We start from the raw sequence: 22,434 nt of genomic DNA, 5'->3' as shown, positions 1-22,434 counted from the left end.
ACATAAAAATATTTTTAAATAACTGTAAAATAGATATTTATAAAACATTTGATGTGTTTTTGTTTAGTCTTTAAAATAGATTTGATGTGTTTTTGTAAGGATTATAAAAAACGAATACCAAAAAAATAACTGTAGTATTGCTTCAAATTACTAATTAATTAACCAAAATTTTTAGAAAAATGAAATTAACAAAATTACTTATTTTTTGTTTTTCGTCTCTCTTATTTTCAGTTTATGGACAAGCACAAGATGTTAAGATAAGCGGAAAAATTTACGACGAAAGTGGATTACCTATTCCTGGAGCAACAGTTTTAATCAAAGGGACGACCAAGGCTACTGCTTCTGATTTTGATGGGAATTATGACATTAAAGCGCCCGTTTCAAGTACTTTGATTTTTAGTTTTGTGGGGTACAAAACGGTACAACAAACACTAAACGGAAAAACTAAAATCGACGTGAAACTACTGCCCGATTCGCAAGATTTGAACGAGGTTGTCGTGGTTGGGTATGGAACCCAAAAGAAAAGTGTAGTAACAGGAGCAATCTCGAGTGTGAAGGCAAAAGACCTAGAAAAAATCCCAAATGGACGCATCGAGCAAGCATTACAAGGGAGAGTTTCTGGTGTAACTATTATGTCAAGTTCAGGACAGCCTGGATCTGGTTCTACTATTAGAGTTCGTGGGGTAACTACTTTTGGCGATGGGGGAAATAATCCGTTATGGGTTATTGACGGTATTGTTGTTGATGCGGGTGGTATTGGTTTTTTGAATCAATCGGATATCGAATCGATAGAGGTTCTTAAGGACGCGGCTTCGGCTGCTATTTATGGAACTCGTGCTGCAACGGGAGTTATTTTGGTGACCACCAAAAAGGGAAAATCAGGGAAAATTACCGTTTCTTATAATGGGTTTACAGGTATTTCTTCTTCGGCAAAATCCTTGGATTTGTTGAATGCTACGCAATATGCTACCATTATGAATGAGAAATCAGTTGCGGCTGGCGGTGGATTACTTTATGCAAATCCAGCTTCGTTAGGTGCAGGAACCGATTGGCAAAAAGCAATTTTTAATACCAGTGCAGCGCGCTATTCACATGAATTAAGCATTAGTGGCGGGAATGAAGTTTCTAACTTTTATGCTTCTTTTGGTCTTACTAATCAAGAGGGAATTGTGGCTACGGATATTTCTAATTACAACAAAAAGAACTTTCGTTTGAACTCGACACACAAGATTTCTAAAGTTTTTACTTTTGGACAAACATTAGGATTTACAAGACAAAAAACGGTTGGAATAGGAAATACCAACAGCGAATTTGGTGGCCCATTGAGTTCTGCAATCAACTTGGATCCTACAACGCCTCTTGTTGAAACAGATCCTGTAAAAGCAAATGGTGCGCCTTATGCCAGCAATCCTGTGATTCGTGATGCTAACGGAAATCCGTACGGAATCTCTAGTGTGGTTGGTCAAGAAATGACAAATCCTTTGGCCTATACCCAAACTAGGCTTGGCGGCTATAGTTGGTCTGATGATTTTGTTGGCAATGCGTATATGGAAGCTGCAGTAAACAGCCATTTGAAAGTAAGAACAACTTTTGGAGGGAAAATTTCCTACTGGGGCGGACAATCTTTTACACCCGTTTTTTATTTAAGTGCTACTTCAAGTGTGCTTAAAAACAATTACGGCATTGGCGAGAACAAAAGTTTTAACTGGAATGTTGAGAATACATTAACCTATTCTAATAATTTTGGGGAACATCATTTCACAGTATTATTAGGTCAAGGTGCTTATGTTGAGAATATTGGTGGGGGCAATGGAGCGACTTTATTTGGCTTACCTATTACGGATTATCATGATGCGTCTTTCAATTTTGATATTCCACAATCAGATAGATCCTCGTATACGTATGACAGTACGGAGCATAAATTAGCATCGTTATTTGCCAGAGTAAATTATGATTGCAAAGAGAGATATTTATTTACAGGAATTGTGCGTCGTGATGGATCTTCTCGTTTTGGTCCCAATCATAAATTTGGCGTTTTTCCTTCCTTTAATGTAGGATGGGTCGTAACCAAAGAAGATTTTTGGAAAGATAATAATGTTGTAAATACTTTGAAAATTCGAGGTGGTTATGGAGTTGTAGGGAATGATGCCATTGCTGATTTCAGGTATTTATCGTTAGTTTCTGGTGGAAATAATTATTCTTTTGGAAACGCTGGAGCTATAACTACAGGATATGCTAATTTAACATTAGACAATCCTGATTTGAGATGGGAAGAAACATCTCAAGCCAATGTAGGTTTCGAATCTAAATTTTTCAATACCATAAACCTTACGGTTGATTTGTATAAAAAATCAACAAAAGGAATTTTACGTCCTATACGAATCCCAGGATATGTAGGTGTTTCAGCAGCACCTTACGGGAATGTTGCTGATATGGACAATAAAGGAATAGAAGTGGAATTGGGGTACAAAAAACAATTGGGACAAGTTAATTTTTCGCTCAACGGAAATGTGGCTTACTTGAAAAACCAAGTGACTTATGTGGCTGCCGACTCGGATTATATTGGGGGAGATGCTTCTTTTCAAAATATGGGTGTGGTAACAAGAACAAAAGTGGGACAATCCTATAACTCTTTTTATGGGTATAAAACCAATGGCATTTTTCAAAATCAAACCGAAATCAACCAATACACCAATGCCAATGGAGGATTAATCCAGCCAAATGCTAAACCGGGTGATTTTAAATGGGTAGATACGGACGGGAATGGAAGCATTAGCGATACTGATAAGCAATTTTTAGGAAGTAATATTCCAAAATATACTTTTGGCTTGACCTTGAATCTTGACTACAAAAACTTTGATTTCATGGCTTTTGCACAAGGAGCAGCTGGAAACAAAATTTTTCAGGGATTGCGAAGATTGGATATCTTGACAGCTAACTATCAAACAAGCGCTTTAAACCGCTGGACAGGTGAAGGAACATCCAACGATTATCCTAGATTGACTAATAATGATACCAACGGAAATTTCGAAAAAATGTCCGATTTCTATTTAGAAAAAGGAGATTACCTCCGTCTAAAAGTGGTTCAAATAGGCTATTCATTGCCAAGCGATGCTATTTCAAAAATTGGAGCTAGTAAATTGCGCATGTACATCACCGCCGAAAACTTGTTTACGTTTACTAAATATTCAGGTTATGATCCTGAAATTGGGGGAGGCGTATTTGGTATAGACAAAGGAATTTATCCACAAGCAAGAACGTTTATGCTTGGTGCTAACGTACAATTTTAACACATAAAAGAATTATGAAAACGATACAATTTAAACCTATTTTTATTGCCGCTGTACTGATTTCTTTAGGATCATGTACACAGGATTTTGTAACTATCACTCCTAAAGGTGCTTTTCTTTCGGAGAATTATTATTCCAATGAGCAACAAGCAACTGCGGCTTTGGTAGGGGTTTATGATCCCATTAGAAAAAATTCTGGTGGATTTGAAAACATGATTACCATGATGAATGCCGGTTCAGATGATCATTATGCTGGAGGCGGTGGTGCAACGGATGGCGCTGGACTTCAAGCTTTTTCTACCCACACGCTTACGGCTACTAATGTGCCTGCTAGTTTCTGGAATGATCATTTTCAAGGGATTTATAGAGCCAATACCTTGCTTGTAAAATTGCCTGATACGAATATGCCAGATAATTTGAAAACTAGATTTGTTGCCGAAACTAAAGCATTGCGTGCCATTTATTATTTTAACCTTGTTCGGTTATTCAAGAATGTTCCGTTGCTATTAGAGCCATTAACAACTACTAACATTTATAATGTGGAACAAGCCACACCAGAGGCAGTTTATGTGCAAATCGAAAAAGATTTGACCGAGGCTATTGGTGGTTTGCCTACCAGTGTTATCGCAGCTACCGAGTCTGGTCGATTGACCAAAGCGGGTGCGCAAGCCATGCTAGGAAAAGTGTATTTATACGAAGGCAAAAAAACCGAAGCCGCAAGTATGCTCGCCCAAGTTAACGGAACTCCTGGTGGAACGAGTCAATATGGCAATAAATTGCTTGCCAAGTATAGTGATTTATGGGTTTTTTCTAATAAATTCAATTCGGAGTCATTAATCGAAGTGGTGCATACAAGTGCTGGAAATTCGGATTGGGGATTTTGGGGTTCAGGAGCAGACGAAGGAAATACCGTAAATGTCATGGTAGGAATTCGTAGCTATTCCAGACCAACGAATTCTCCTGCTGCCGATTTGCCTTCGGGATGGAGCTTTAATGTGATTACAAATGATTTATACGATGCTATAAAAATGGATCCCCGTTTTGAAGCTACTGTTTATGATATGAAAGCCTTAAAAGCAGCTGGAACGGCTGATTATATTGGGGGTTATCAAGATACCGGTTATTTTCTCAACAAGTTTTTACCAAGAAAAACAGATGTTAGAACGGGTGGTGGCGCAGCCGAGCTGAACTATAAACAAGATTCATACGTGATTCGATTGGCCGATACCTATTTGATGGAAGCCGAAGCATTGGGTTCAGGTCCAAGAGCACAAGCCTTGCTGGATGCTGTTCGCACTAGAGTTGGTTTGCCGTCTGTTCCAGTAACATTGGCCGCCATTAAAGCTGAAAGAAGACTGGAACTTGCTGGCGAAGGCCACCGATTTTTTGATTTAGTTCGCTGGGGCGATGCTACTGCAAAGTTGGGTAGTAGAGGATTTGTTGCTGGTAAAGATGAAATTCTTCCTATACCTGCGAACGAATTGCTAGGGACTAAAATGAAACAAAATCCAAATTACAACTAATCTAAAGCAAAAAAATATGAACTTAAATATAATTTTAAAAAGAAGTGTGTTCCTGCTGTTTGCTATGGCAACAGTAAGTGGATTAACCAGTTGTTCTACTGATGCAGTTGGGGACGGTAACGGTTTGTCTGACCCTAATGTTGATGCTGCATTTACAATCACTCCGGTGTCTGGAGCGGTTAACAATTACACTTTGAATGCGCAAACAACCAATGTCATTGCATCCAAATGGGATATTGGCGAAGGCGCTTTTGTAGGCAAAATGTCCGAGGTAATTGCCTTGCCAGATGCTGGTACTTATACCATAAAACACACTGCAATAGGTAGAGGAGGTTTGACCAATACCGTTGCACAAGAACTTGTAGTGGCTACTTCGGACCCTGCCAAAGGGAATTTGGTACTTGGTGGTAGGTTTGCTAATGCGGCTGATCACGCCAAATGGACTATTCTAAAAATCAGTGATTCTGGTACGAGCTGGTCTTTCAATTCAGGAAGTGCTACCATAAAAGGAGGCGGTTGGAATCAGCAAGGGATATACCAAGCTATTCAGGTTCAAGCGGGCAAAGAATATAAAATTGATATGAAAGTTTTTGGTGGAGGTTCCTCAAATACTTGGTTTGAAGTCTATGCTTCAAAAACAGTTCCTGTTCAAAACAGCGATTACTCCGCAGAGGGTCGTAGAATGGGAATGAGCACTTGGGACGGTTGTGCCACGGGGTCTTTTGAAGGGAAACTATCGGCTGTGGGCTGCGTAGGTTCTGGAAATGTTGTCAAATTTGCAGAGTCAGGAACTATTTATTTAGTAATTAAATGCGGTGGTGAAAACATTGGGGCTACAGGAATTTCTATTACAAATGTTGAAATGAGAGGAAAATAAGTTAAGTTTAAATTGAGTTTAGTTGGTGAAATAGCCCATTTTCCTAGGATTTTGGGCTATTTTTTATAAAAAATTGAATTCTCAAATAATACCGTTAATTTTGAAAAACACTTTTTTTAAACAAACTGAATTTTCAAACTAAAATACTATAGAATATGAAAAATAATAGCTTAAAACTTATTTGTCTCCTGTGCTCTTTTTCTTTTTTCGCTCAAGGGCAAAAAGTCAAAAAGCACCAAACTGATTTTACAACCAAAGGCAAATTGGTTACCGTTTACACCACGGCTGATAGCACTAAATTAAGGCTGACCCCAACTGATACTCTCGCTTTTGTAGCTACCAAGCAACCCTTGGAAACAGAAATTTCGATTTTTGTAGCTCCTCAAAAAACCTTTCAATCCTTTATGGGAATTGGTGGTGCCATTACGGATGCTAGTGCCGAAGTTTATGCCAAATTGTCCAAAGAGAAACAACAAGAACTACTGCATGCTTATTATGATAAAAATAGCGGCATTGGCTATACACTGGCCAGAACGTCTATTCATAGTACGGATTTTAGTAGCGCAAGTTACACCTACATTCAGGAAGGCGATGCGAGTTTGAAAACCTTCAGTATCGAGCACGACAAGCAATACCGAATCCCTTTGATTAAAGAAGCAACCAAAATTGCTGGCGGAAAATTGTTGCTTTACGTAACGCCATGGAGCCCTCCTGCTTTTATGAAAAGCAATAAAAGTATGCTAAAAGGCGGCACCTTACTCCCAGAATATTACCAAGCTTGGGCTAATTATTACACCAAATTTATCAAAGCCTACGAAAAAGAAGGAATGCCAATTTGGGGAATCACCACCGAAAACGAACCAATGGCCGTTCAAAAATGGGAATCGTGTGTCTATACCGCTGAAGCCGAACGCGATTTCCTGAAAAATTTTCTTGGACCAACAATGAAAAAAGAAGGTTTGGGAGATAAAAAAATTGTAGTTTGGGATCACAATCGGGATTTGATGACCCAGCGTGCTAACGTGATTTATGATGATCCAGAAGCAGCAAAGTATGCTTGGGGAATGGCTTATCACTGGTATGAAACCTGGGCAGGTGGAGCTCCTATGTTCGACAATGTTCGCAAAGTTTACGAAGCCTATCCCGACAAAAAACTGCTATTTACCGAAGGTTGTGTCGAAAAATTTGACGCTGCCAAATATCAGTTTTGGGGTAATGCCGAGCGATACGGGACTTCTATGATTAATGATTTTAACAACGGGACTGTAGGTTGGACGGATTGGAACATACTTTTGGATCAAAATGGTGGCCCTAATCACGTAGGTAATTTTTGTTTTGCCCCAATTCATGCCGATATTCGTTCGGGAGAATTAATCTACACGCCTTCCTATTATTACATTGGGCATTTTTCTAAATTCATTCATACCAATGCCAAACGAGTGAGTACGGCAGTGAGCCGAAGCAGCCTTTTAAGTACTTCATTCCTGAACACAAATGGCAAAATGGTTACCGTTGTCATGAACCAAAGCAATCAAAAAGTAACTTATAATTTAATCATTGGTACAGAGAAAACAGTAGTCGTAATTCCTTCGCATGCTATACAAACACTAGTTTATTAATGGCAAAATCTGATTTTAAATAAAACCGCTTAATTCTACAATTTACAGCATTATAATTTGGGCGTGTCCCTCGGCAGAAAAAGCCTCGGGGCGGGCTATCCGTTCCCGCTTTTTTTAGCTGGGCAGAAAAAGCCCAGCTAAAAAAGAGCTCCACTACTATCCCTCACGCAGGAGAACTTACAATAAATGCGGTAATTCATAGAATTAAGCCAATAAAAAAAACAACTATGAAAAGTGTAGTAAAAAAAATATTCTTGATTGCAACAATATTCATGCAATTAAGTTGTTCCTCATCGAATGATAGCGTAGATCCAGTACCTACACCAACGCCTACACCAACACCGCCTGTGGTGACGAACGATGTTGATTTTTGGTTAACCAAAGGAAATCAAACGGTCTTGTTAGAAAAGCAAACAAGCGTTTTGGGTTTTGGAACGCTTCTTAACACGAATCAAACTATAGATGTTGACCCAACAGTAACGTATCAAACCGTTGATGGTTTTGGGTTTACTTTAACAGGAGGTAGTGCTGAAGTAATCAACCAATTAACGCCAGCCAAAAAACAAGAATTGTTGCAAGAACTGTTCGGGACGAGTACGGGTATAGGAATCAGTTATTTGCGTATTAGCATTGGTGCTTCTGATATGGATGCGGCTCCTTTTACCTATGACGATCTTGCCACGGGACAAACGGATGTGAACTTGACTAATTTTAGCTTGTCAGCCGATAAAATTAATTTAATTCCTGTGCTAAAATCCATTTTAGCGATTAATCCAAAAATCAAAATTATGGCAACTCCATGGTCGGCACCGCTCTGGATGAAGGACAAAGCTAGTTTTGTTGGCGGTAGTTTACAAGCACAATACTACAGCGTTTACGCCCAATATTTTGTAAAATACCTTCAAAAAATGAAAGAAGAGGGCATTACAATTGACGCCCTTACCCCTCAAAACGAACCTTTGCATGGAGGCAACAACCCGAGTATGGTTATGACGGCACTACAGCAAGCCGATTTTATAAAAAACCATTTAGGGCCTGCCTTACAAGCCACTGCAAGTACTACAAAAATTGTTGCTTACGATCACAATTGTGACAACACCCAATACCCAATGACGGTACTTAATGATGCAGGTGCAAACCCATTTGTAGATGGTGCCGCATTTCATTTATACGGAGGCGATATTAGCGCATTGAGCACGGTTCACGACGCTTTTCCTAGCAAAAACGTTTATTTTACCGAGCAATATACGGCGTCAACGGGCAGTTTTGATGGCGATTTGAAATGGCAAGTCAAAAACGTAATTATTGGTTCCATGCGCAATTGGAGCAAGACAGCCTTACAATGGAATCTTGCCAATGATGGTAATTTTGGACCCCACACCGCTGGTGGTTGTTCAACCTGCAAAGGAGCTATCACGATTACCAGTTCCGAAACTTTTATTAGAAACGTTGGGTATTATATTGCGGCACACGCTTCTAAATTTGTTCCTGCAGGTTCCGTAAGAATTGCAAGTACAATGATGGGAAGTTTGAATACAATTGCGTTCAAAACCCCTGTGGGAAAGACCGTTTTATTAGTCGAAAACGACGGAAGTGCTTCTGAAATATTCAATATCAAATACAACGGGAAGTGGGTAACAACGTCTTTAGACGCAGGTGCTGTGGGAACTTTTATTTGGTAAAAAAACTAAAATTTTAATTTATATAAAAAAAGATATGTACAAACAGTTTTCACAACTAGTCGCTGTAATTAGTTTTTGCTTTACCTTTTGCTCTTGCAGCAGCAATACTGATGGTGGCAATGAGCCTTCGTTAAAACCTTCTAATCTAACCATTACGGCCAGTATTGATGGCGCAACGGTGCAAAAACCAACGGGTGATGGTACCGGAAAAGTAACGTTTACCTTGAGTGCGACCAATGCCACGTCGTATAAAATGCTAGTCGATGGACAAACAATAGAGTCTACCACGGGGAGTTTTACGCACACTTTTGCGGCAGCTGGAACAAACACATTTACGGTATACGGGTCGGCATACAATGGTGCAAATTTTGTAAGCACAACCACTACAATAACGGTTTTTGTAGGTTCGACACTAGTGTGGTCTGACGAGTTTAATGTAGATGGTGCACCTGATAATTCGAAATGGACGTTTCAAATTTGGGATCCTGGTCATGTTAACAATGAGTTACAATCCTATACGAATCGCCCTCAAAATACAATTGTTGAAGGGGGAGTTTTGAAAATCAAAGCCGTTAGAGAAAAATACGGAAATGGTGATTTTACATCGGGTAGAATAGAAAGCAACGGAAAATTTGATTTTACCTATGGCAAAGTAGTCATTCGGGCTAAAATTCCTACTGGTGTGGGGACTTGGCCCGCAGTTTGGATGCTGGGTAGTAATATAGGTACTGTGGGATGGCCAGCGTGTGGTGAGGTCGATATTTTAGAATCAGTTGGAAAGGAATTACACGTAAATCATTCCTCGTTGCACTCACCCGGTCGTTCAGGAAATACTCCTGATACCGGAACCATAAATGTACCTACTGATAATACGGAATTCCATATTTACACTGCAAATTGGACTGCAACTGCAATCAAATTTTATGTAGATGATGTTTTGTATTACACCTTTCAAAATTCGGAGAAATTTCCATTCAATAAAAAATTCTATTTAATAGTAAATTTTGCCATGGGCGGCAGTTGGGGTGGCGATGTGGATCCTAACTTTTCGTCTTCAACGTTAGAGGTAGATTATATTAGAGTCTATAATTAGTGTAAAATAGCGTAACTTTTTGTAGAAATCTGTTTAAAATTGAAATTGGTACAGTAACGAATTGTCACATAAAAAAAGCGATACCATTCCTTTGAATAGTATCGCTTTTTTAATAAAAGAATGATTTTACATTTTATTTTCTAAATGGTATTGTGGTATTTCAATTAGAAAACGGCTATCAATTCTTTTTCAAAACCCTTTTTTTTTAACCAGATACGTATTGGTTCGTCGTATAATTTCAAACAAGCATAAGCAATAAGTACAGCTCCTATCAGCGTGAGCACACTCATAGGCAATGCTTCTTCAAATGAAATTTTAGCACCAACAACCCATGCCGTGTATAAGTAAATAAGCGGATAATGAGTAATGTAAATAGGATATGATATTTCGCCCAGAAATTTGCAAATCCGAGTAGCGTACTTACCAGTAACTTCGCCACTTGCTCCCAAGAATACAATTAACGGGAAAACAAGAATAATACTTAAGGAATCATAAATTCCGTTCATCCATAAATGCTCACTTCCTCCTATTCTGGGCATTGCTAGTACGGCAACAGTAAGTAAACTAGCCCACCAAAAAGCGTTTTTGATAGTGGTTAGTTTTACCATTCGATGCAATAACAGCCCTCCAAAAAACGGAAACAACATTCGTGAAAAACCAATGTGTAGTTGCGTAGAATCTAGTGACCAACCCCCAATTACATCGCCGTTTGGACTCGTAACAGCAAGATGAATCAACAAACAACCTGACAAAAATACGAGTATCGAAAGCGCTTTATTCGAAAATTTCCGTACAAATAACGCATAAAGAATATTCCCTATGTATTCAAAAAACAAAGACCATCCCGGGCCGTTCAATGGGTGCATTTCCTGCCAACCTCTTATATCCATAGAGGGCGGCACGGGTATCAATGTAAATCCTATGAGCATAATCACTATGGTTTTCCATACGGGTACTTGGTGTATGGTAGGCCACAACGATGAATCTTGGTAATAAAAAGTCAACGCCCCAATAATCATTCCCATGACAACCATGGGCTGCAAGCGAACAAGACGAATTTTAAAAAAATCGGTGACATTCATTTTACTCCAGCGATCATCATAAGCGTAGCTTATTACAAAACCAGAGAGTAAGAAAAAAAAGTCAACCGCAAGGTACCCGTGATTGATAACCTGATCTAGATGACTCGTAGCATGAGCCTCCATGATATGAAAGGCAACAACCATAATTGCAGCAACACCACGTAAACCGTCAAGTATTGCGTAATGTTTCTTGGTATGTAATGCGGGTTTTTCCATAAGGATTCTTTTTTTTAAAGAGGCTGCCCAACATAAACAGCCTCAATAAGTAACTAACAATTTTTATTTTAATCTACAATTGATACTGTTTTTAGGGATAATCAATTGTTTGCGCGTACCATGGAGTCGAAAAAATCAACCCGCAATACGGCATTGCATTTTTTTTCATAAGTTTAGTTTTTGGTTTAATATAATAGCAATGCTCTACAAAGTGTTATTATGACGCAAAGTTAGTTTTTTTTTAATAGCTTAAACATTTCACATTCAAAAAAAGAAAAAAAAGTACATATCGTTTTTATTATCCCAATTTTATGTAGATACTTGTGTAATTAAAGTCGTTTTTTTATACTATTTTTAAAAATGAATAGACTTAAAGAGGTCGAAAATGGAATTTAAGAGTTGTAGCTTTGAAAAAAAAAGTAAATTGCAACCCTATAAAGAAAAGATTCAAAATGAAAATCATGTTAAAAGCTGTTTTAGAAGATACTTCTCTTTATCAACCCGGGTTGTCAATTGATTGTGTGATTTTTGGATTTCATGACAATCAACTCAAAGTCTTGTTGATAAAAACTAAATACAGCGAGAAATGGGCTTTGCCAGGAGGTTTCGTTCCTGTTGATGAGGATATTGATCAAGCTGCTGTTACTGTGTTGAACAATCGAACAGGGGTAAAAGGAATTTTTTTGAGACAGTTTGCTACTTTTGGGTGTGCCAAACGAAACGATAGTGATTTTAGTAGTATTGTTTTAGATTTTTACGGAATTCCAAAAGAAAAAGGGGAGTGGTATACCAATCGTTTTGTTACGGTGGGCTATTATGCATTAGTAGATTTTTCGCAAATTATTCCGCAGCAAGTTGGGAAAAATGAAACAGTAGAATGGATTGATCACCATGCAGTCCCTGAATTAATTTTAGATCATAAAGAGATTCTGGATAAAGCACTTGAAACACTACGGATGGAATTGAATTTGATGCCGGTTGGATACAATTTATTACCCGAAAAATTTACAATTCCAGAATTACAACGACTTTATGAAACTATTTTGGGAAAAAAACTAGATCGACGCAATTTTCTGCGTAAAATTACTGCTATTGGAATACTAGTCAAATTAGACGAAAAGAAAAGTAATGTAGCTCATAAAGCGCCCAATTTATATAGTTTTGATAAACAAAAATACCAAGAAGTAGTCAAGAATGGCTTGAATCAAGGCTGGTAAATTCAAATTTTAAAAGGAGATATAATTGCTATAACTCGGAACTTATTTAAAAAAGAAACAATCATAAAAACAGAATAACACTTACTATTTTTAAAATATATAAACCAATACCAACATGCAGCAGGCAGAAAAATTATCAAAATTAAACGTTTTTTTAAAAAGCGTAAAAATAAAAGACAAAGATTTTTATTTGCGATTGGGAGCCAATTTCCCCATAATCACTGATTTGTTTCAAAATTTATATGCCAATAGTCCTTTCAAAGAGGAAGCTTTTGAATTGTTACTGCAATCCCTAGTCGCTAATTTCGAGAAGCGTTCTGCTTTGCAAAAAAAGCGAGATTTGAGTCGTGTTGCGCACCCTAATTGGTATTCAAGCGAAAAAATTGTTGGGATGATGCTGTATGTAGATCTTTTTAACATAGATATTAATGGCTTGAAAGCTAAAATTCCTTATTTGTTAGATTTAGGAATTAACACCATTCATTTGATGCCTTTTCTGGACGTGCCTGAATTTGAAAATGATGGTGGTTATGCCGTAAAAAACTACCGTGAAATTAATCCGAAGTTTGGAACAATGGCAGATTTTGAAGACTTGGTTCAAGAAATGCAAAGAAATGATATGAATCTTGTCATGGATTTTGTCCTCAATCATTGCGCAGATCAACACCAATGGGCGGTCGAAGGCAGGAATGGTCATCCCAAATACAAAGATTTTTTCTATTTTTTTCCAGATAGAACTTTGCCCAATGCTTACGAGCAAACCATGACGGATATTTTTCCGGATACGTCGCCAGGAAATTTTACTTATTTACCCGATTCTAATCAATGGGTAATGACCTTGTTTTATGGTTATCAATGGGATTTGAACTATAAAAATCCATTGGTTTTGGTTGAAATGATTGATACTATGTTATTTTGGTCAAACAAGGGAATCGATATTTTTCGATTTGATGCCGTAGCCTACATGTGGAAAGAAATTGGAAAATACAATCAAAACCTTCCCGAAGTTCACTTATTGCTCCAACTTTTTAAATTAGCTGGACAAATTGTTGCACCAGGCGTAGGTTATATCGCCGAGGCAATTGTAGCCCCAGATGAAATTATAAAATATTTTGGAGAAGGATTGGCTCAAGGCGATGAGTGTGATATTGCCTATAATGCTAATTTTATGGCCTTAAGTTGGGAGGCTTTGGCGACTAGAGACACGCGTTTACTCAAAAAATCAATTCAAGCCATTCCTAAAAAGCCCAAAAACACCACTTGGATCAATTATGCTCGTTGTCATGATGATATTGGACTGGGATTTTCGGATCAATTAGTCACGGAATTGGGACGGGATAGTTTGCAGCACCGCTTGTATATTCTAAAACATTATTGCGATGGTTTTAACGGAAGTTTTGGGTTAGGAGAACGATTTATGATTGAGCCACAAACCGGAAATGCTCGCTTGTCAGGTTCTATGGCGGCGCTTTGTGGTTTAGAAAAAGCGGTAAGTGTAAGCAATCAAAAGGAAACGGAATTGGCCATAAAACGTATCAATTTACAGCATGGAATCATATTGTCACTTGGCGGTTTGCCTATGATTTATAGTGGCGATGAGGTGGCTTTGCCCAATAATTACGACTACCGCAACGACGAAACCAAAAAGTTCGATAATCGCTGGTTGCATCGTTCTGCAATGAACTGGAATTTAATCAACGAGAAAACTACCGCATCCCCACCTGCACAAGTTTTTGCCCAACTCAAAAAAATGATTGCCATCAGAAAGCAAACTCCTGCCTTTGCGGACAATAATGACATTCAATTTATAGATTACGAAAACACCCATTTATTGGTTTTCAAAAAGACTGCCAAAACGGGGGAACAAATTTATGTAATTACTAATTTCTCTGAATTTGACACTTTTTTTGGCAAAAGCGTTTTCCTTGATGACAGTATTATTAAGGTCTTTAGCTTACTCACAAATAGTGTGATAGAAATTCAAGAAAAGAATTTTATTAGTGCGTATGATGTGCTATGGCTAAAAAAACAATAATTTTTGACTTAAAAATAAAATGATGAACAACAACAGTAATTCCCAAAAAGTACCTTTAAATAAAACCATTCGGCATTCGGTTATTTTTTCATTCAAAGCAGGGATGAGTGATCAGGATAAACGCCATTTTTTTGATGCCGTTTCAAAATTAACTGCAATCGAAGGCGTTCGTACCTTTGAGATTTTAAAACAAACCAGCGTTAAAAACAAATATGAATTTGGAATTTCTATGGAATTTCAAAACAATGAGGCGTATCAATATTACAACAATCACCCCGATCATGTGGCTTTTGTTCAAAATATTTGGCTCAAACAAGTGGAGGATTTTTTAGAAATAGATTATGAGTCCTTGTAGTATTTTTAGAACTCAAAAAAAAACCGTCTCTAGTATAGGAGACGGTTTTTTTATTTATACAATTTCTAATGTTTTGGCTTTATTTACTAAATCGACCAAATTGGTTACGTTTAGTTTGGTAAGCAATCGCAATTTGTAAGTACTAATTGTCTTCTCGTTCAAAGTAAGAATGGTTGCTATTTCGTGATTTTTCTTACCATCACTCAAATAACGCAATACTTCAATCTCACGATTAGAAAGTTTTCGATACAAGCGTTCGCTTTTGCTTTGTTTTGCTATCAAAGCCATGTTTTTGCGAACAGTTTCGTTAATGATTATTTTTCCTTGGTGGACTTTAATAATCGATTGACCCAAAGTTTCCAATTTTTCGGACTTATGAACAAATCCTGAAACTCCTGCTTTTATTGCATTTGGAGCATAAATTTGTTCTGAAAGACCACTAAAAATGATAATCTTTGTTTTTGGGAAGTTTTTCAAAGTTGCTTTAACTTCAAAAATACTTGCTAGACCTTCTAATTCTAAATCTAGAACTAAAACGTCAATTTCTTTATTGAGAAGAATGTCCCTAACCATCAAAAAGTTACCTACATTGGCAACAATTGATATCTCGGAGTTGTCTTTAAAGTAAGACTTTACGCCAAAATGTGTTACTGGAAAATTATCTGCTAAACAAACTTTAATCATGGTATTTATTTTTTAAGAGTTGTTTATCAAAATGATAGGTTAAATGTAGTAAAAAAAATACAATAAAAATGCAGTTTATCGATTTTTTTAATCTCTATTTATTTCACAAACAGGTATAGCTCTCATTTTGTGCTGGTTAGCTGTATTTAATTTTTTATAAATTTCAAATACATTTTTTTCTTTACCTGAAAAATCGCTTGCCTCCTTGCCATTTTCGGCTTGTAGCATTGCCCATTCCAATTCATCATAACTGGCTCCTAATTGATCTTCATCTGATCGATCATCGCCAAATAAACCATCCGTTGGAGCAGCAATCAAGATGGCATTGGGCACTTGCAAATAGGCTCCTAGCGCATATACCTCGGATTTCATCAAGTCAGCAATAGGACTTAAGTCAACGCCACCGTCACCATATTTGGTATAAAAACCAACGCCAAAATCCTCTACTTTATTTCCTGTTCCAGCGACCAAAAGTCCATGAATTCCAGCAAAATAGTACAACGTAGTCATGCGCAATCGAGCTCTAGTATTGGCCAAGGACAAATGAACTTTGCTTTCCTCAACAGTATTAGGAACAATACTTTTGAATGTTTCAAAAACCGAAGTTAAATCGGCTACAGCATTCTCTACATTTGAGAATCGCTTTTTGAGTTGGTCTATGTGTTCTCGTGCGCGGGTAACATGACTTTCTGCCTGATGTATTGGCATTTCAATACATACGACTTTCAAACCTGTTTGCGCACAAAGAGTTGAGGTTACTGCTGAATCGACACCTCCTGAAATACCAATTACAAATCCGTTTGATTTGGCATTTTCTGCATACGATTTGAGCCAATTTACAATGTGAAGATTTACTTTTTCGACTTGAATAGTGCTTTTTTTAGTCATAATAATTAAGTTTTAAGCAGCAGGAATGTATATTTGCAAAACCAATTTAGCAGTACATTTGCGTTCCTGATTATTAGGAAGCTAATTTAATTAATAAATATGAAAATATATCTATTGCCGTTAGTCTTTTGTCTTTTTTTCTTGTCCTGCGACCAAAAGACTAAAATCGAAAAACAAGTCGAAGCAATTCCTATGACTATCAAGGTGGAGCGTTTTGACACCGTTTTTTTTGAAACCAAACCACAAGATTTAGATAAGGTAAAAAAACAATATCCGTTCTTTTTTCCAACTGGAATTGACGACAGCGTTTGGCTACAAAAAATGCAAAATCCACAATGGCGAGAATTGTATGCCGAGGTGGAGAAAAAATACGCCAATTTTGACCCAGAAAAAGCTGAAATTGAAACGCTTTTCAAGCACATTAAGCATTATTTTCCTAGTACGAAAACACCAAAAGTAATTACCATAATCTCTGAAATGGATTACAAAACCAAAGCCATTTATGCGGATAGTTTAGTGATTATTCCGTTGGAATTGTATTTAGGAAAAAACCATAAATTTTATCAATTTCCGGACTATATCAAACAAGATTTTGAGCAAAATCAAATCCTACCCGATATTGTTTCTAGTTTTTCGCAAGGGAAAATTACGGGTAGCACTGCTAAAAATCTTCTCACTCAAATGATTTATTTTGGCAAGCAATTGTATTTAAAAGACCTCCTGTTGCCACAGTACACAGATGCGGATAAAATGGGATATTCGCCTGCACAAATTACGTGGTGCGAGCAAAATGAAAGCTATATGTGGCGTTATTTTATTGAAAAAGAACTACTTTTTAGCGATGATCAAAAGCTGAATTCTCGATTCATAATTGCAGCTCCGTTTTCTAAATTTTATCTAGAAATCGATAATGACTCACCTGGCCGAGTTGGTGCTTGGATAGGCTGGCAAATTGTTCGTTCGTACATGAAGAACAATGCTATTTCCGTACAGGATATGTTGCAACTGGATGCCAAAGAAATTTTTGATAAATCAAAATATAAACCTAAAAAAAATGACGAATAACAATACCTCCGAAATTAAATTCCAAATCGCTTTGGATGAAAATAAAGTACCTGAAAAACTAACTTGGTCTGCACAAGACGGCGGTATCAATCAAGAAGAGGCAAAGGCCATTATGCTTTCTATATGGGATAGCAAAGCCAAAGAAAGTATGCGAATTGATTTGTGGACAAAAGATATGCCTGTTGATGAAATGAAAATCTTCTTTCATCAAACGCTGGTTTCCATGTCCGAAACCTTCAATCGGGCTACAAATGACGAAAAAATGGCAGCCACGATGATGGATTTTTGTGATTATTTTGCCGAGAAGTTGGAGCTAAAAAAATAATTTATTTTGTATTAAAGCTCTCAAATTAAAGCTCTTCTTTTTGGGGAAATCTAAATTAAAGTGGTTGTATAAACAGTATTGGTTTAAATTTGTGTATACCGCTAATTCGATATTTTTTAATAAAAAAATACCATTACTATTTTACGGTAATGGTATTAATTGAATGTTTATATTGCTTTAAGTTTGATTGAAAAGCGATTATACTGCCAAAGCTCCAGCAGCTGCAACGGCATGATCATTTTCTACAGTACTTCCGCTTACGCCAATAGCTCCTATGATTTCGCCAGCTGCATTTTGTACAGGAACTCCACCAGGAAAGGTAATTAATCCCCCGTTAGAATGTTCTATATTAAATAAAGCGCCACCAGGTTGAGATAAACTTCCTATAATTCCAGTATTCATGTCAAAAAAACGGGCTGTTTTTGCTTTTTTTAATGAAATATCGGCTGATCCTAACCAGGCGCCATCCATGCGAGCAAAGGCAACCATATTCGCTCCAGCGTCTACTACGGTAATATTCATTTTTGTATTCAAAGCTACTGCTTTAACTTTTGCTGCGGCAATCATTTTTTCGGCTTGATCTAGTGTAATGTTCATTTTTTTATTTTAAAAGTTCATTCCAAAATTAAATAGTTTCTGCGCATAATGAATTATTATTTAGGTTCAAAAACTTATTAAAAAAGGTCACTTTTAAATTGTTTTTTTGGGACTGAATCCAAATTCATTTTTGAAAGCAATGCTGAAATTGGACAAATTATCATATCCAAAATCCAAGTAAATCTCCGATGCCTTGAATTTTCCGTCTTGTAAAAGTTCTTTGGCTTTTTGCAATCTTTTTTGCTGTAACCATTTCCCAGGGGATGTTGCGTAAATGCGAACAAAATTGCGCTTAAAAGTAGATAAGCTGCTGTTGCATAAAAAGGCTAGTTCTTCAAGTTTTAGATTCGAATAAACATTGGCTTCAATTATTTTTTTGAAGGACGATTGGTTGTCTGTTTTTATAAGCGAATAGGCGTATTGAGTGAATACCATACCGTATTTATCCATCAAATAAAGCATGATTTCTTCGAATTTTAAGGACAAAAAACTTTGAATATTTTCCTTTTTCACAACCGTTATCGAAGCAAGTGAGGTCACAAATAGCCGAATATAAGCATCATTTTCTATAATAAAATAGGGAGTCTCCTTGGGGGAATTGTTTTTTTCGATAATAAAATTTACAGCATGTTTTTCTAAAAAATCGTTTACTTTGGCTTGTGAGAAAAAAAACAGTTTACAAAAATACGTATTTTCCTTATTCAATAATTCCGTAAACAAGCAATTGCCGCTTTCTATAAGTAAGGATTGGTCTTCATTTACTGCGACTACCGCATTGGCAAAATGAACTTTTTTTTGACCAATTTGCAAAAAACTAAACATATTTAAACCTAAATCTACTTTGTTTTTTACCACATCGGCATTCATCCTGTAGTCGTAAACAAATAAATCTGGTAGCGAATCAGCCTTGGTGAGAAAAATTTCGGGTATGTTTTGAATCTCCATTTTGGTTGTTTAATAGAATTTGCAACAACAAAAAAAACGCAACACCTGTAACTGGTAATTGCGTTAATTAATTTTAAAAGTGACCACGGCAGGGTTCGAACCTGCAACCCTCAGAGTCGAAATCTGATATTCTATCCAGTTGAACTACGCAGTCTTTTGATTTTTGATTTACGATTTTAGATTTGTGATTTAAAATCGTAAACTAAAATCATTATTTATGTCAATAATTTTTTTACAATAGTCGAAATGGTTTTCCCTTCGGCGGTGCCGCCTAATTGAGCTGCTGCTAATCCCATTACTTTTCCCATAGAAGCAATTCCTGATGCGCCAGTCTCTGCTATAATTTTAGCAACTACCGCTTCCACTTCAGCTTCGCTTAATTGTGCGGGAAGGAATTTCTCGATTACGGCTATTTGAGCTAATTCTGGTTCAGCTAAATCCAACCGGTTTTGTTCTGTAAATATTTTAGCACTATCCTTACGGGTTTTTACCAATTTTTGAAGTAATTTAATCTCTTCATCAGCCGAAATTTCTTCTTTGGATCCTGTTGCAGTTTGGGCTAATAAAATTTCTGATTTTATAGCTCGTAATGCTTCTAGTGCAACGGTGTCTTTGGCTCTCATGGCGGCTTTAATGTCGTCCATGATTAATATTGATAAACTCATAATTTTAGAATTTAATTGTAGAAGATTGGATTTTAGGTTTTTGGAGTAAATCCAAAAATAGAATGTTCTTCTTGTTATTTTGCCACAATAAAAAAAAGGCTTTTTGTGATACTTTTATTTTAAGGCGGTACAAATTTATGAAAATTTACTGGAATTACCAACTGTAATATGGGAACTGTTAGTACAAAAAAAAACCCGAAAATTGAATTCAATATTCGGGTTAGTTCAAAATTGGTTGGAGTTAGTTAATCTACATTGTCATGTAAATACGAGTTGTTAGAACGGAACTGTAAGTCGTTGTTACTGTCAGTGCTAACGGATATTCTTGAATTGGTATTGTTTGTTTGTGTGCTAGAAAGATCCAAACCCAAACGTTTATAAGCGGGTTCACGTTCTAATTCATCAACTCTCGAAACGTTATTGTGAAATTTGTAATTAAACTCTTTTAGTTTTTTACGTCTTTCATCGGCTCTGAATTTCAATGATTCTTCGATGGTCATATCCATAGGGGAGATGTTTTCGAAAGCGGTTGTGTCCTGTTGCGTTTTTGCAACCTGTTTCATGGTGATGTTTAATTCGGCTGGAATTTCTTCTACTATTTTTTCAACTGTTTTGACAGCGGTAAAATCAGGTTCTTCTTCCATGTATTCCTCAAGAGAATATTTGATAATTCCATTGTCTGACAATTCTGTTACAGGAACGAATTGTACAGGTTGTACCACATTTATTTCTCGAGCATCATTTGTTAATTCAAAAAAGACTTTGTTTTCTTCTACTTTTTCCATTTTTGGAGCAACTGGGGCTGCTTCCACTTTTTTTGGAGAGAAAAGCGGTAGATCGAAAGAGAATGATGTTTGTTCTAGTTTCTCGATAATTTTGGGTTGTACTGCTTTTACTTCTGCAACAACTGGCGCAGAAATAGTAAAATCGATATCCGTAATAGGGGAAACGATTTCGAAAGTAACATCTAAATTTTTAATAAATTCAGACATCACTTGAAGCTCCTCTTTATTTATTGTAGAAACAACTGGAGCCAAAACAATTGGTGCAGCAATAACTGGTGCAGCAACAAAAACTGGTTCTGGAACTATTTCTTCTTCTAGTAATTCAAAAACAATTCTTTCGTTAGTAATTGAATCTTGGCTTTTTTCATTGGAATCAAAAGCAGCTACAGGACTATTGATTAGATTGTGAACACTTTTTTGTTCATCTTCTAATGTGTGAATGATTTTTTTTGGTTCGGTATTTACAATTTCATTTTGTTGTTCAACGTCAAAACCAGTTGCAATAATAGTAACTGCTATTGAGTCGCCAAGGGTTTCATCCTCACCCACACCCATAATAATATTGGCATTGTGACCTGCTTCGTTTTGAATATGATCGTTGATTTCGCCAATTTCGTCAATTGTAATTTCAGTTGATCCAGAAACGATAAGCAACAATACGTTTTTGGCTCCTGTAATTTTGTTATCGTTCAATAAAGGCGAATCCAAAGCAGCAACTATAGCTTCTTTGGCTCTGTTCTCACCAGATGAAATCGACGATCCCATGATGGCAGTTCCGCTATTGAACAACACCGTTTTGGCATCTCTTAAATCTATATTTTGAGTATAATGGTGTGTGATTACCTCGGCAATTCCTCTAGAGGCAGTTGCCAGAACTTCATCCGCTTTCGAAAATCCAGCTTTGAAACCTAGATTACCATATACTTCTCTTAATTTATTATTATTGATAACAATTAAAGAATCTACTTGTTTACGCAGTTTTTCGATTCCTACCTTGGCTTGTTCTTGACGCACTTTTCCTTCAAACAAGAACGGCAATGTGACAATACCTACAGTTAAAATGTCTCTTTCTTTGGCCAATTGAGCAATTACTGGCGCAGCTCCAGTTCCAGTTCCTCCGCCCATTCCAGCGGTTATAAAGACCATTTTCGTATTGCGATCGAGCATTTTTTCGATATCACCAATACTTTCTATTGCTGATTGTTGTCCTACATCCGGATTTGCTCCAGCCCCAAGTCCTTCGGTTAAGTTCACGCCTAACTGAATTTTGTTGGGAACGGCACTGTTTTGCAATGCTTGCGAATCCGTATTACAAACGATAAAATCGACACCTTTGATGCCTTGTTTAAACATGTGATTGATGGCATTGCTTCCGCCGCCACCTACACCAATAACTTTTATTACATTTGACTGGTTTTTTGGTAAATCAAATGAAATACTTCCAAATTCTGAATTGCTCATCATCTTATTGGGTTTTTGAAATTCTTATTT

At 36.9% G+C, this 22,434-nt stretch carries 18 protein-coding genes and 1 tRNA gene; 11 read left to right on the top strand and 8 right to left on the bottom strand.

Annotated features, from left to right (window positions below):
• Positions 1-179: 179 nt before the first annotated feature.
• The 6 genes from FNW21_RS03135 (at position 180) to FNW21_RS03110 (ending at position 10,084) form a co-directional block, all read left to right on the top strand.
• The gene (locus tag FNW21_RS03135; RefSeq protein WP_144255274.1) at positions 180-3,290 is read left to right on the top strand and encodes a SusC/RagA family TonB-linked outer membrane protein; all 3,111 of its coding nucleotides are present in this window, start codon (positions 180-182) and stop codon (positions 3,288-3,290) included.
• 14 nt (positions 3,291-3,304) lie between these two features.
• The gene (locus FNW21_RS03130) at positions 3,305-4,813 is read left to right on the top strand and encodes a RagB/SusD family nutrient uptake outer membrane protein (protein ID WP_144255273.1); all 1,509 of its coding nucleotides are present in this window, start codon (positions 3,305-3,307) and stop codon (positions 4,811-4,813) included.
• A 16-nt stretch (positions 4,814-4,829) separates the two neighbouring features.
• Positions 4,830-5,690 carry a hypothetical protein gene (locus tag FNW21_RS03125; protein WP_144255272.1) on the top strand — a complete coding sequence of 287 codons (861 nt, stop codon included), beginning with the start codon at positions 4,830-4,832 and terminating at the stop codon, positions 5,688-5,690.
• Between the two features lie 155 nt (positions 5,691-5,845).
• Positions 5,846-7,309: a glycoside hydrolase family 30 protein gene (locus FNW21_RS03120; RefSeq protein WP_144255271.1), complete on the top strand. Its 1,464-nt coding sequence runs from the start codon at positions 5,846-5,848 to the stop codon at positions 7,307-7,309.
• Between the two features lie 227 nt (positions 7,310-7,536).
• Positions 7,537-8,991, top strand: coding sequence for a glycoside hydrolase family 30 protein (locus tag FNW21_RS03115; RefSeq protein ID WP_144255270.1), 1,455 nt, complete (start codon positions 7,537-7,539; stop codon positions 8,989-8,991).
• A gap of 34 nt (positions 8,992-9,025) precedes the next feature.
• Positions 9,026-10,084, top strand: a complete 1,059-nt coding sequence (locus tag FNW21_RS03110) for a family 16 glycosylhydrolase (RefSeq protein WP_144255269.1) — start codon at positions 9,026-9,028, stop codon at positions 10,082-10,084.
• A gap of 164 nt (positions 10,085-10,248) precedes the next feature.
• Here the strand turns inward: FNW21_RS03110 and FNW21_RS03105 are convergent, their stop codons facing one another.
• Positions 10,249-11,382 carry an acyltransferase family protein gene (locus tag FNW21_RS03105; protein WP_144255268.1) on the bottom strand — a complete coding sequence of 378 codons (1,134 nt, stop codon included), beginning with the start codon at positions 11,380-11,382 and terminating at the stop codon, positions 10,249-10,251.
• A gap of 461 nt (positions 11,383-11,843) precedes the next feature.
• On the opposite strand from FNW21_RS03105, the gene FNW21_RS03100 reads away from it, so the two are divergent.
• From FNW21_RS03100 to FNW21_RS03090, 3 genes are all read left to right on the top strand, one after another.
• A complete protein-coding gene (locus FNW21_RS03100; protein WP_144255422.1) occupies positions 11,844-12,599 on the top strand; it encodes an NUDIX hydrolase in 756 nt (251 codons plus the stop codon).
• A 115-nt stretch (positions 12,600-12,714) separates the two neighbouring features.
• Positions 12,715-14,634, top strand: coding sequence for an alpha-amylase family protein (locus FNW21_RS03095; RefSeq protein WP_144255267.1), 1,920 nt, complete (start codon positions 12,715-12,717; stop codon positions 14,632-14,634).
• Positions 14,635-14,653: 19 nt separating this feature from the next.
• Entirely contained in the window at positions 14,654-14,989 is a 336-nt protein-coding gene (locus tag FNW21_RS03090) for a Dabb family protein (RefSeq protein ID WP_221932045.1), read from the top strand.
• Positions 14,990-15,043: 54 nt separating this feature from the next.
• On the opposite strand, the gene FNW21_RS03085 is transcribed toward FNW21_RS03090, so the two are convergent.
• Together FNW21_RS03085 and nadE are read right to left on the bottom strand one after the other, a co-directional pair.
• Positions 15,044-15,673 (bottom strand): response regulator transcription factor, encoded by a 630-nt coding sequence (locus tag FNW21_RS03085; RefSeq protein WP_144255266.1) that lies wholly within the window; start codon positions 15,671-15,673, stop codon positions 15,044-15,046.
• An 87-nt stretch (positions 15,674-15,760) separates the two neighbouring features.
• A complete protein-coding gene (gene nadE, locus FNW21_RS03080; RefSeq protein WP_144255265.1) occupies positions 15,761-16,561 on the bottom strand; it encodes an NAD(+) synthase in 801 nt (266 codons plus the stop codon).
• Between the two features lie 99 nt (positions 16,562-16,660).
• Between nadE and gldB the strand changes: the two genes are divergently transcribed.
• On the top strand, positions 16,661-17,626 hold the full coding sequence (gldB, locus tag FNW21_RS03075; RefSeq protein WP_144255264.1) for a gliding motility lipoprotein GldB: 966 nt from the start codon (positions 16,661-16,663) through the stop codon (positions 17,624-17,626).
• Positions 17,616-17,951, top strand: coding sequence for a gliding motility protein GldC (gene gldC, locus FNW21_RS03070; RefSeq protein ID WP_144255263.1), 336 nt, complete (start codon positions 17,616-17,618; stop codon positions 17,949-17,951). The genes gldB and gldC overlap by 11 nt, the downstream gene beginning before the upstream one ends.
• 198 nt (positions 17,952-18,149) lie before the next feature.
• Here the strand turns inward: gldC and FNW21_RS03065 are convergent, their stop codons facing one another.
• The 5 genes from FNW21_RS03065 to ftsZ form a co-directional block, all read right to left on the bottom strand.
• Positions 18,150-18,548, bottom strand: a complete 399-nt coding sequence (locus FNW21_RS03065; RefSeq protein WP_144255262.1) for a GlcG/HbpS family heme-binding protein — start codon at positions 18,546-18,548, stop codon at positions 18,150-18,152.
• Between the two features lie 93 nt (positions 18,549-18,641).
• Positions 18,642-19,493: a helix-turn-helix domain-containing protein gene (locus FNW21_RS03060; RefSeq protein ID WP_144255261.1), complete on the bottom strand. Its 852-nt coding sequence runs from the start codon at positions 19,491-19,493 to the stop codon at positions 18,642-18,644.
• Positions 19,494-19,573: 80 nt separating this feature from the next.
• Positions 19,574-19,647 (bottom strand) — tRNA-Arg (locus FNW21_RS03055).
• A 61-nt stretch (positions 19,648-19,708) separates the two neighbouring features.
• Positions 19,709-20,158 (bottom strand): GatB/YqeY domain-containing protein, encoded by a 450-nt coding sequence (locus FNW21_RS03050; protein WP_144255260.1) that lies wholly within the window; start codon positions 20,156-20,158, stop codon positions 19,709-19,711.
• A 245-nt stretch (positions 20,159-20,403) separates the two neighbouring features.
• Positions 20,404-22,407, bottom strand: a complete 2,004-nt coding sequence (ftsZ, locus tag FNW21_RS03045) for a cell division protein FtsZ (RefSeq protein ID WP_144255259.1) — start codon at positions 22,405-22,407, stop codon at positions 20,404-20,406.
• Positions 22,408-22,434 lie beyond the last annotated feature (27 nt).

The sequence above is a fragment of the Flavobacterium restrictum genome (assembly GCF_007097245.1).
GTDB lineage: Bacteria > Bacteroidota > Bacteroidia > Flavobacteriales > Flavobacteriaceae > Flavobacterium > Flavobacterium restrictum.
The sequence above is the reverse complement of the archived record's forward strand: the minus strand, read 5'-3'. Positions and strand labels throughout refer to the sequence as shown.

Bases quoted from the DNA above. Each gene is read 5' to 3' on its own strand.
- FNW21_RS03105 (WP_144255268.1), bottom strand. From the start codon at position 11,382: ATGGAAAAACCCGCATTACATACCAAGAAACATTACGCAATACTTGAC.
- FNW21_RS03060 (WP_144255261.1), bottom strand. From the start codon at position 19,493: ATGGAGATTCAAAACATACCCGAAATTTTTCTCACCAAGGCTGATTCG.
- FNW21_RS03115 (WP_144255270.1), top strand. From the start codon at position 7,537: ATGAAAAGTGTAGTAAAAAAAATATTCTTGATTGCAACAATATTCATG.
- FNW21_RS03085 (WP_144255266.1), bottom strand. From the start codon at position 15,673: ATGATTAAAGTTTGTTTAGCAGATAATTTTCCAGTAACACATTTTGGC.
- FNW21_RS03110 (WP_144255269.1), top strand. From the start codon at position 9,026: ATGTACAAACAGTTTTCACAACTAGTCGCTGTAATTAGTTTTTGCTTT.
- gldC (WP_144255263.1), top strand. From the start codon at position 17,616: ATGACGAATAACAATACCTCCGAAATTAAATTCCAAATCGCTTTGGAT.
- FNW21_RS03050 (WP_144255260.1), bottom strand. From the start codon at position 20,158: ATGAGTTTATCAATATTAATCATGGACGACATTAAAGCCGCCATGAGA.
- ftsZ (WP_144255259.1), bottom strand. From the start codon at position 22,407: ATGATGAGCAATTCAGAATTTGGAAGTATTTCATTTGATTTACCAAAA.
- FNW21_RS03120 (WP_144255271.1), top strand. From the start codon at position 5,846: ATGAAAAATAATAGCTTAAAACTTATTTGTCTCCTGTGCTCTTTTTCT.
- gldB (WP_144255264.1), top strand. From the start codon at position 16,661: ATGAAAATATATCTATTGCCGTTAGTCTTTTGTCTTTTTTTCTTGTCC.
- FNW21_RS03125 (WP_144255272.1), top strand. From the start codon at position 4,830: ATGAACTTAAATATAATTTTAAAAAGAAGTGTGTTCCTGCTGTTTGCT.
- FNW21_RS03135 (WP_144255274.1), top strand. From the start codon at position 180: ATGAAATTAACAAAATTACTTATTTTTTGTTTTTCGTCTCTCTTATTT.
- FNW21_RS03090 (WP_221932045.1), top strand. From the start codon at position 14,654: ATGATGAACAACAACAGTAATTCCCAAAAAGTACCTTTAAATAAAACC.
- FNW21_RS03095 (WP_144255267.1), top strand. From the start codon at position 12,715: ATGCAGCAGGCAGAAAAATTATCAAAATTAAACGTTTTTTTAAAAAGC.
- FNW21_RS03065 (WP_144255262.1), bottom strand. From the start codon at position 18,548: ATGAACATTACACTAGATCAAGCCGAAAAAATGATTGCCGCAGCAAAA.
- FNW21_RS03100 (WP_144255422.1), top strand. From the start codon at position 11,844: ATGTTAAAAGCTGTTTTAGAAGATACTTCTCTTTATCAACCCGGGTTG.
- nadE (WP_144255265.1), bottom strand. From the start codon at position 16,561: ATGACTAAAAAAAGCACTATTCAAGTCGAAAAAGTAAATCTTCACATT.
- FNW21_RS03130 (WP_144255273.1), top strand. From the start codon at position 3,305: ATGAAAACGATACAATTTAAACCTATTTTTATTGCCGCTGTACTGATT.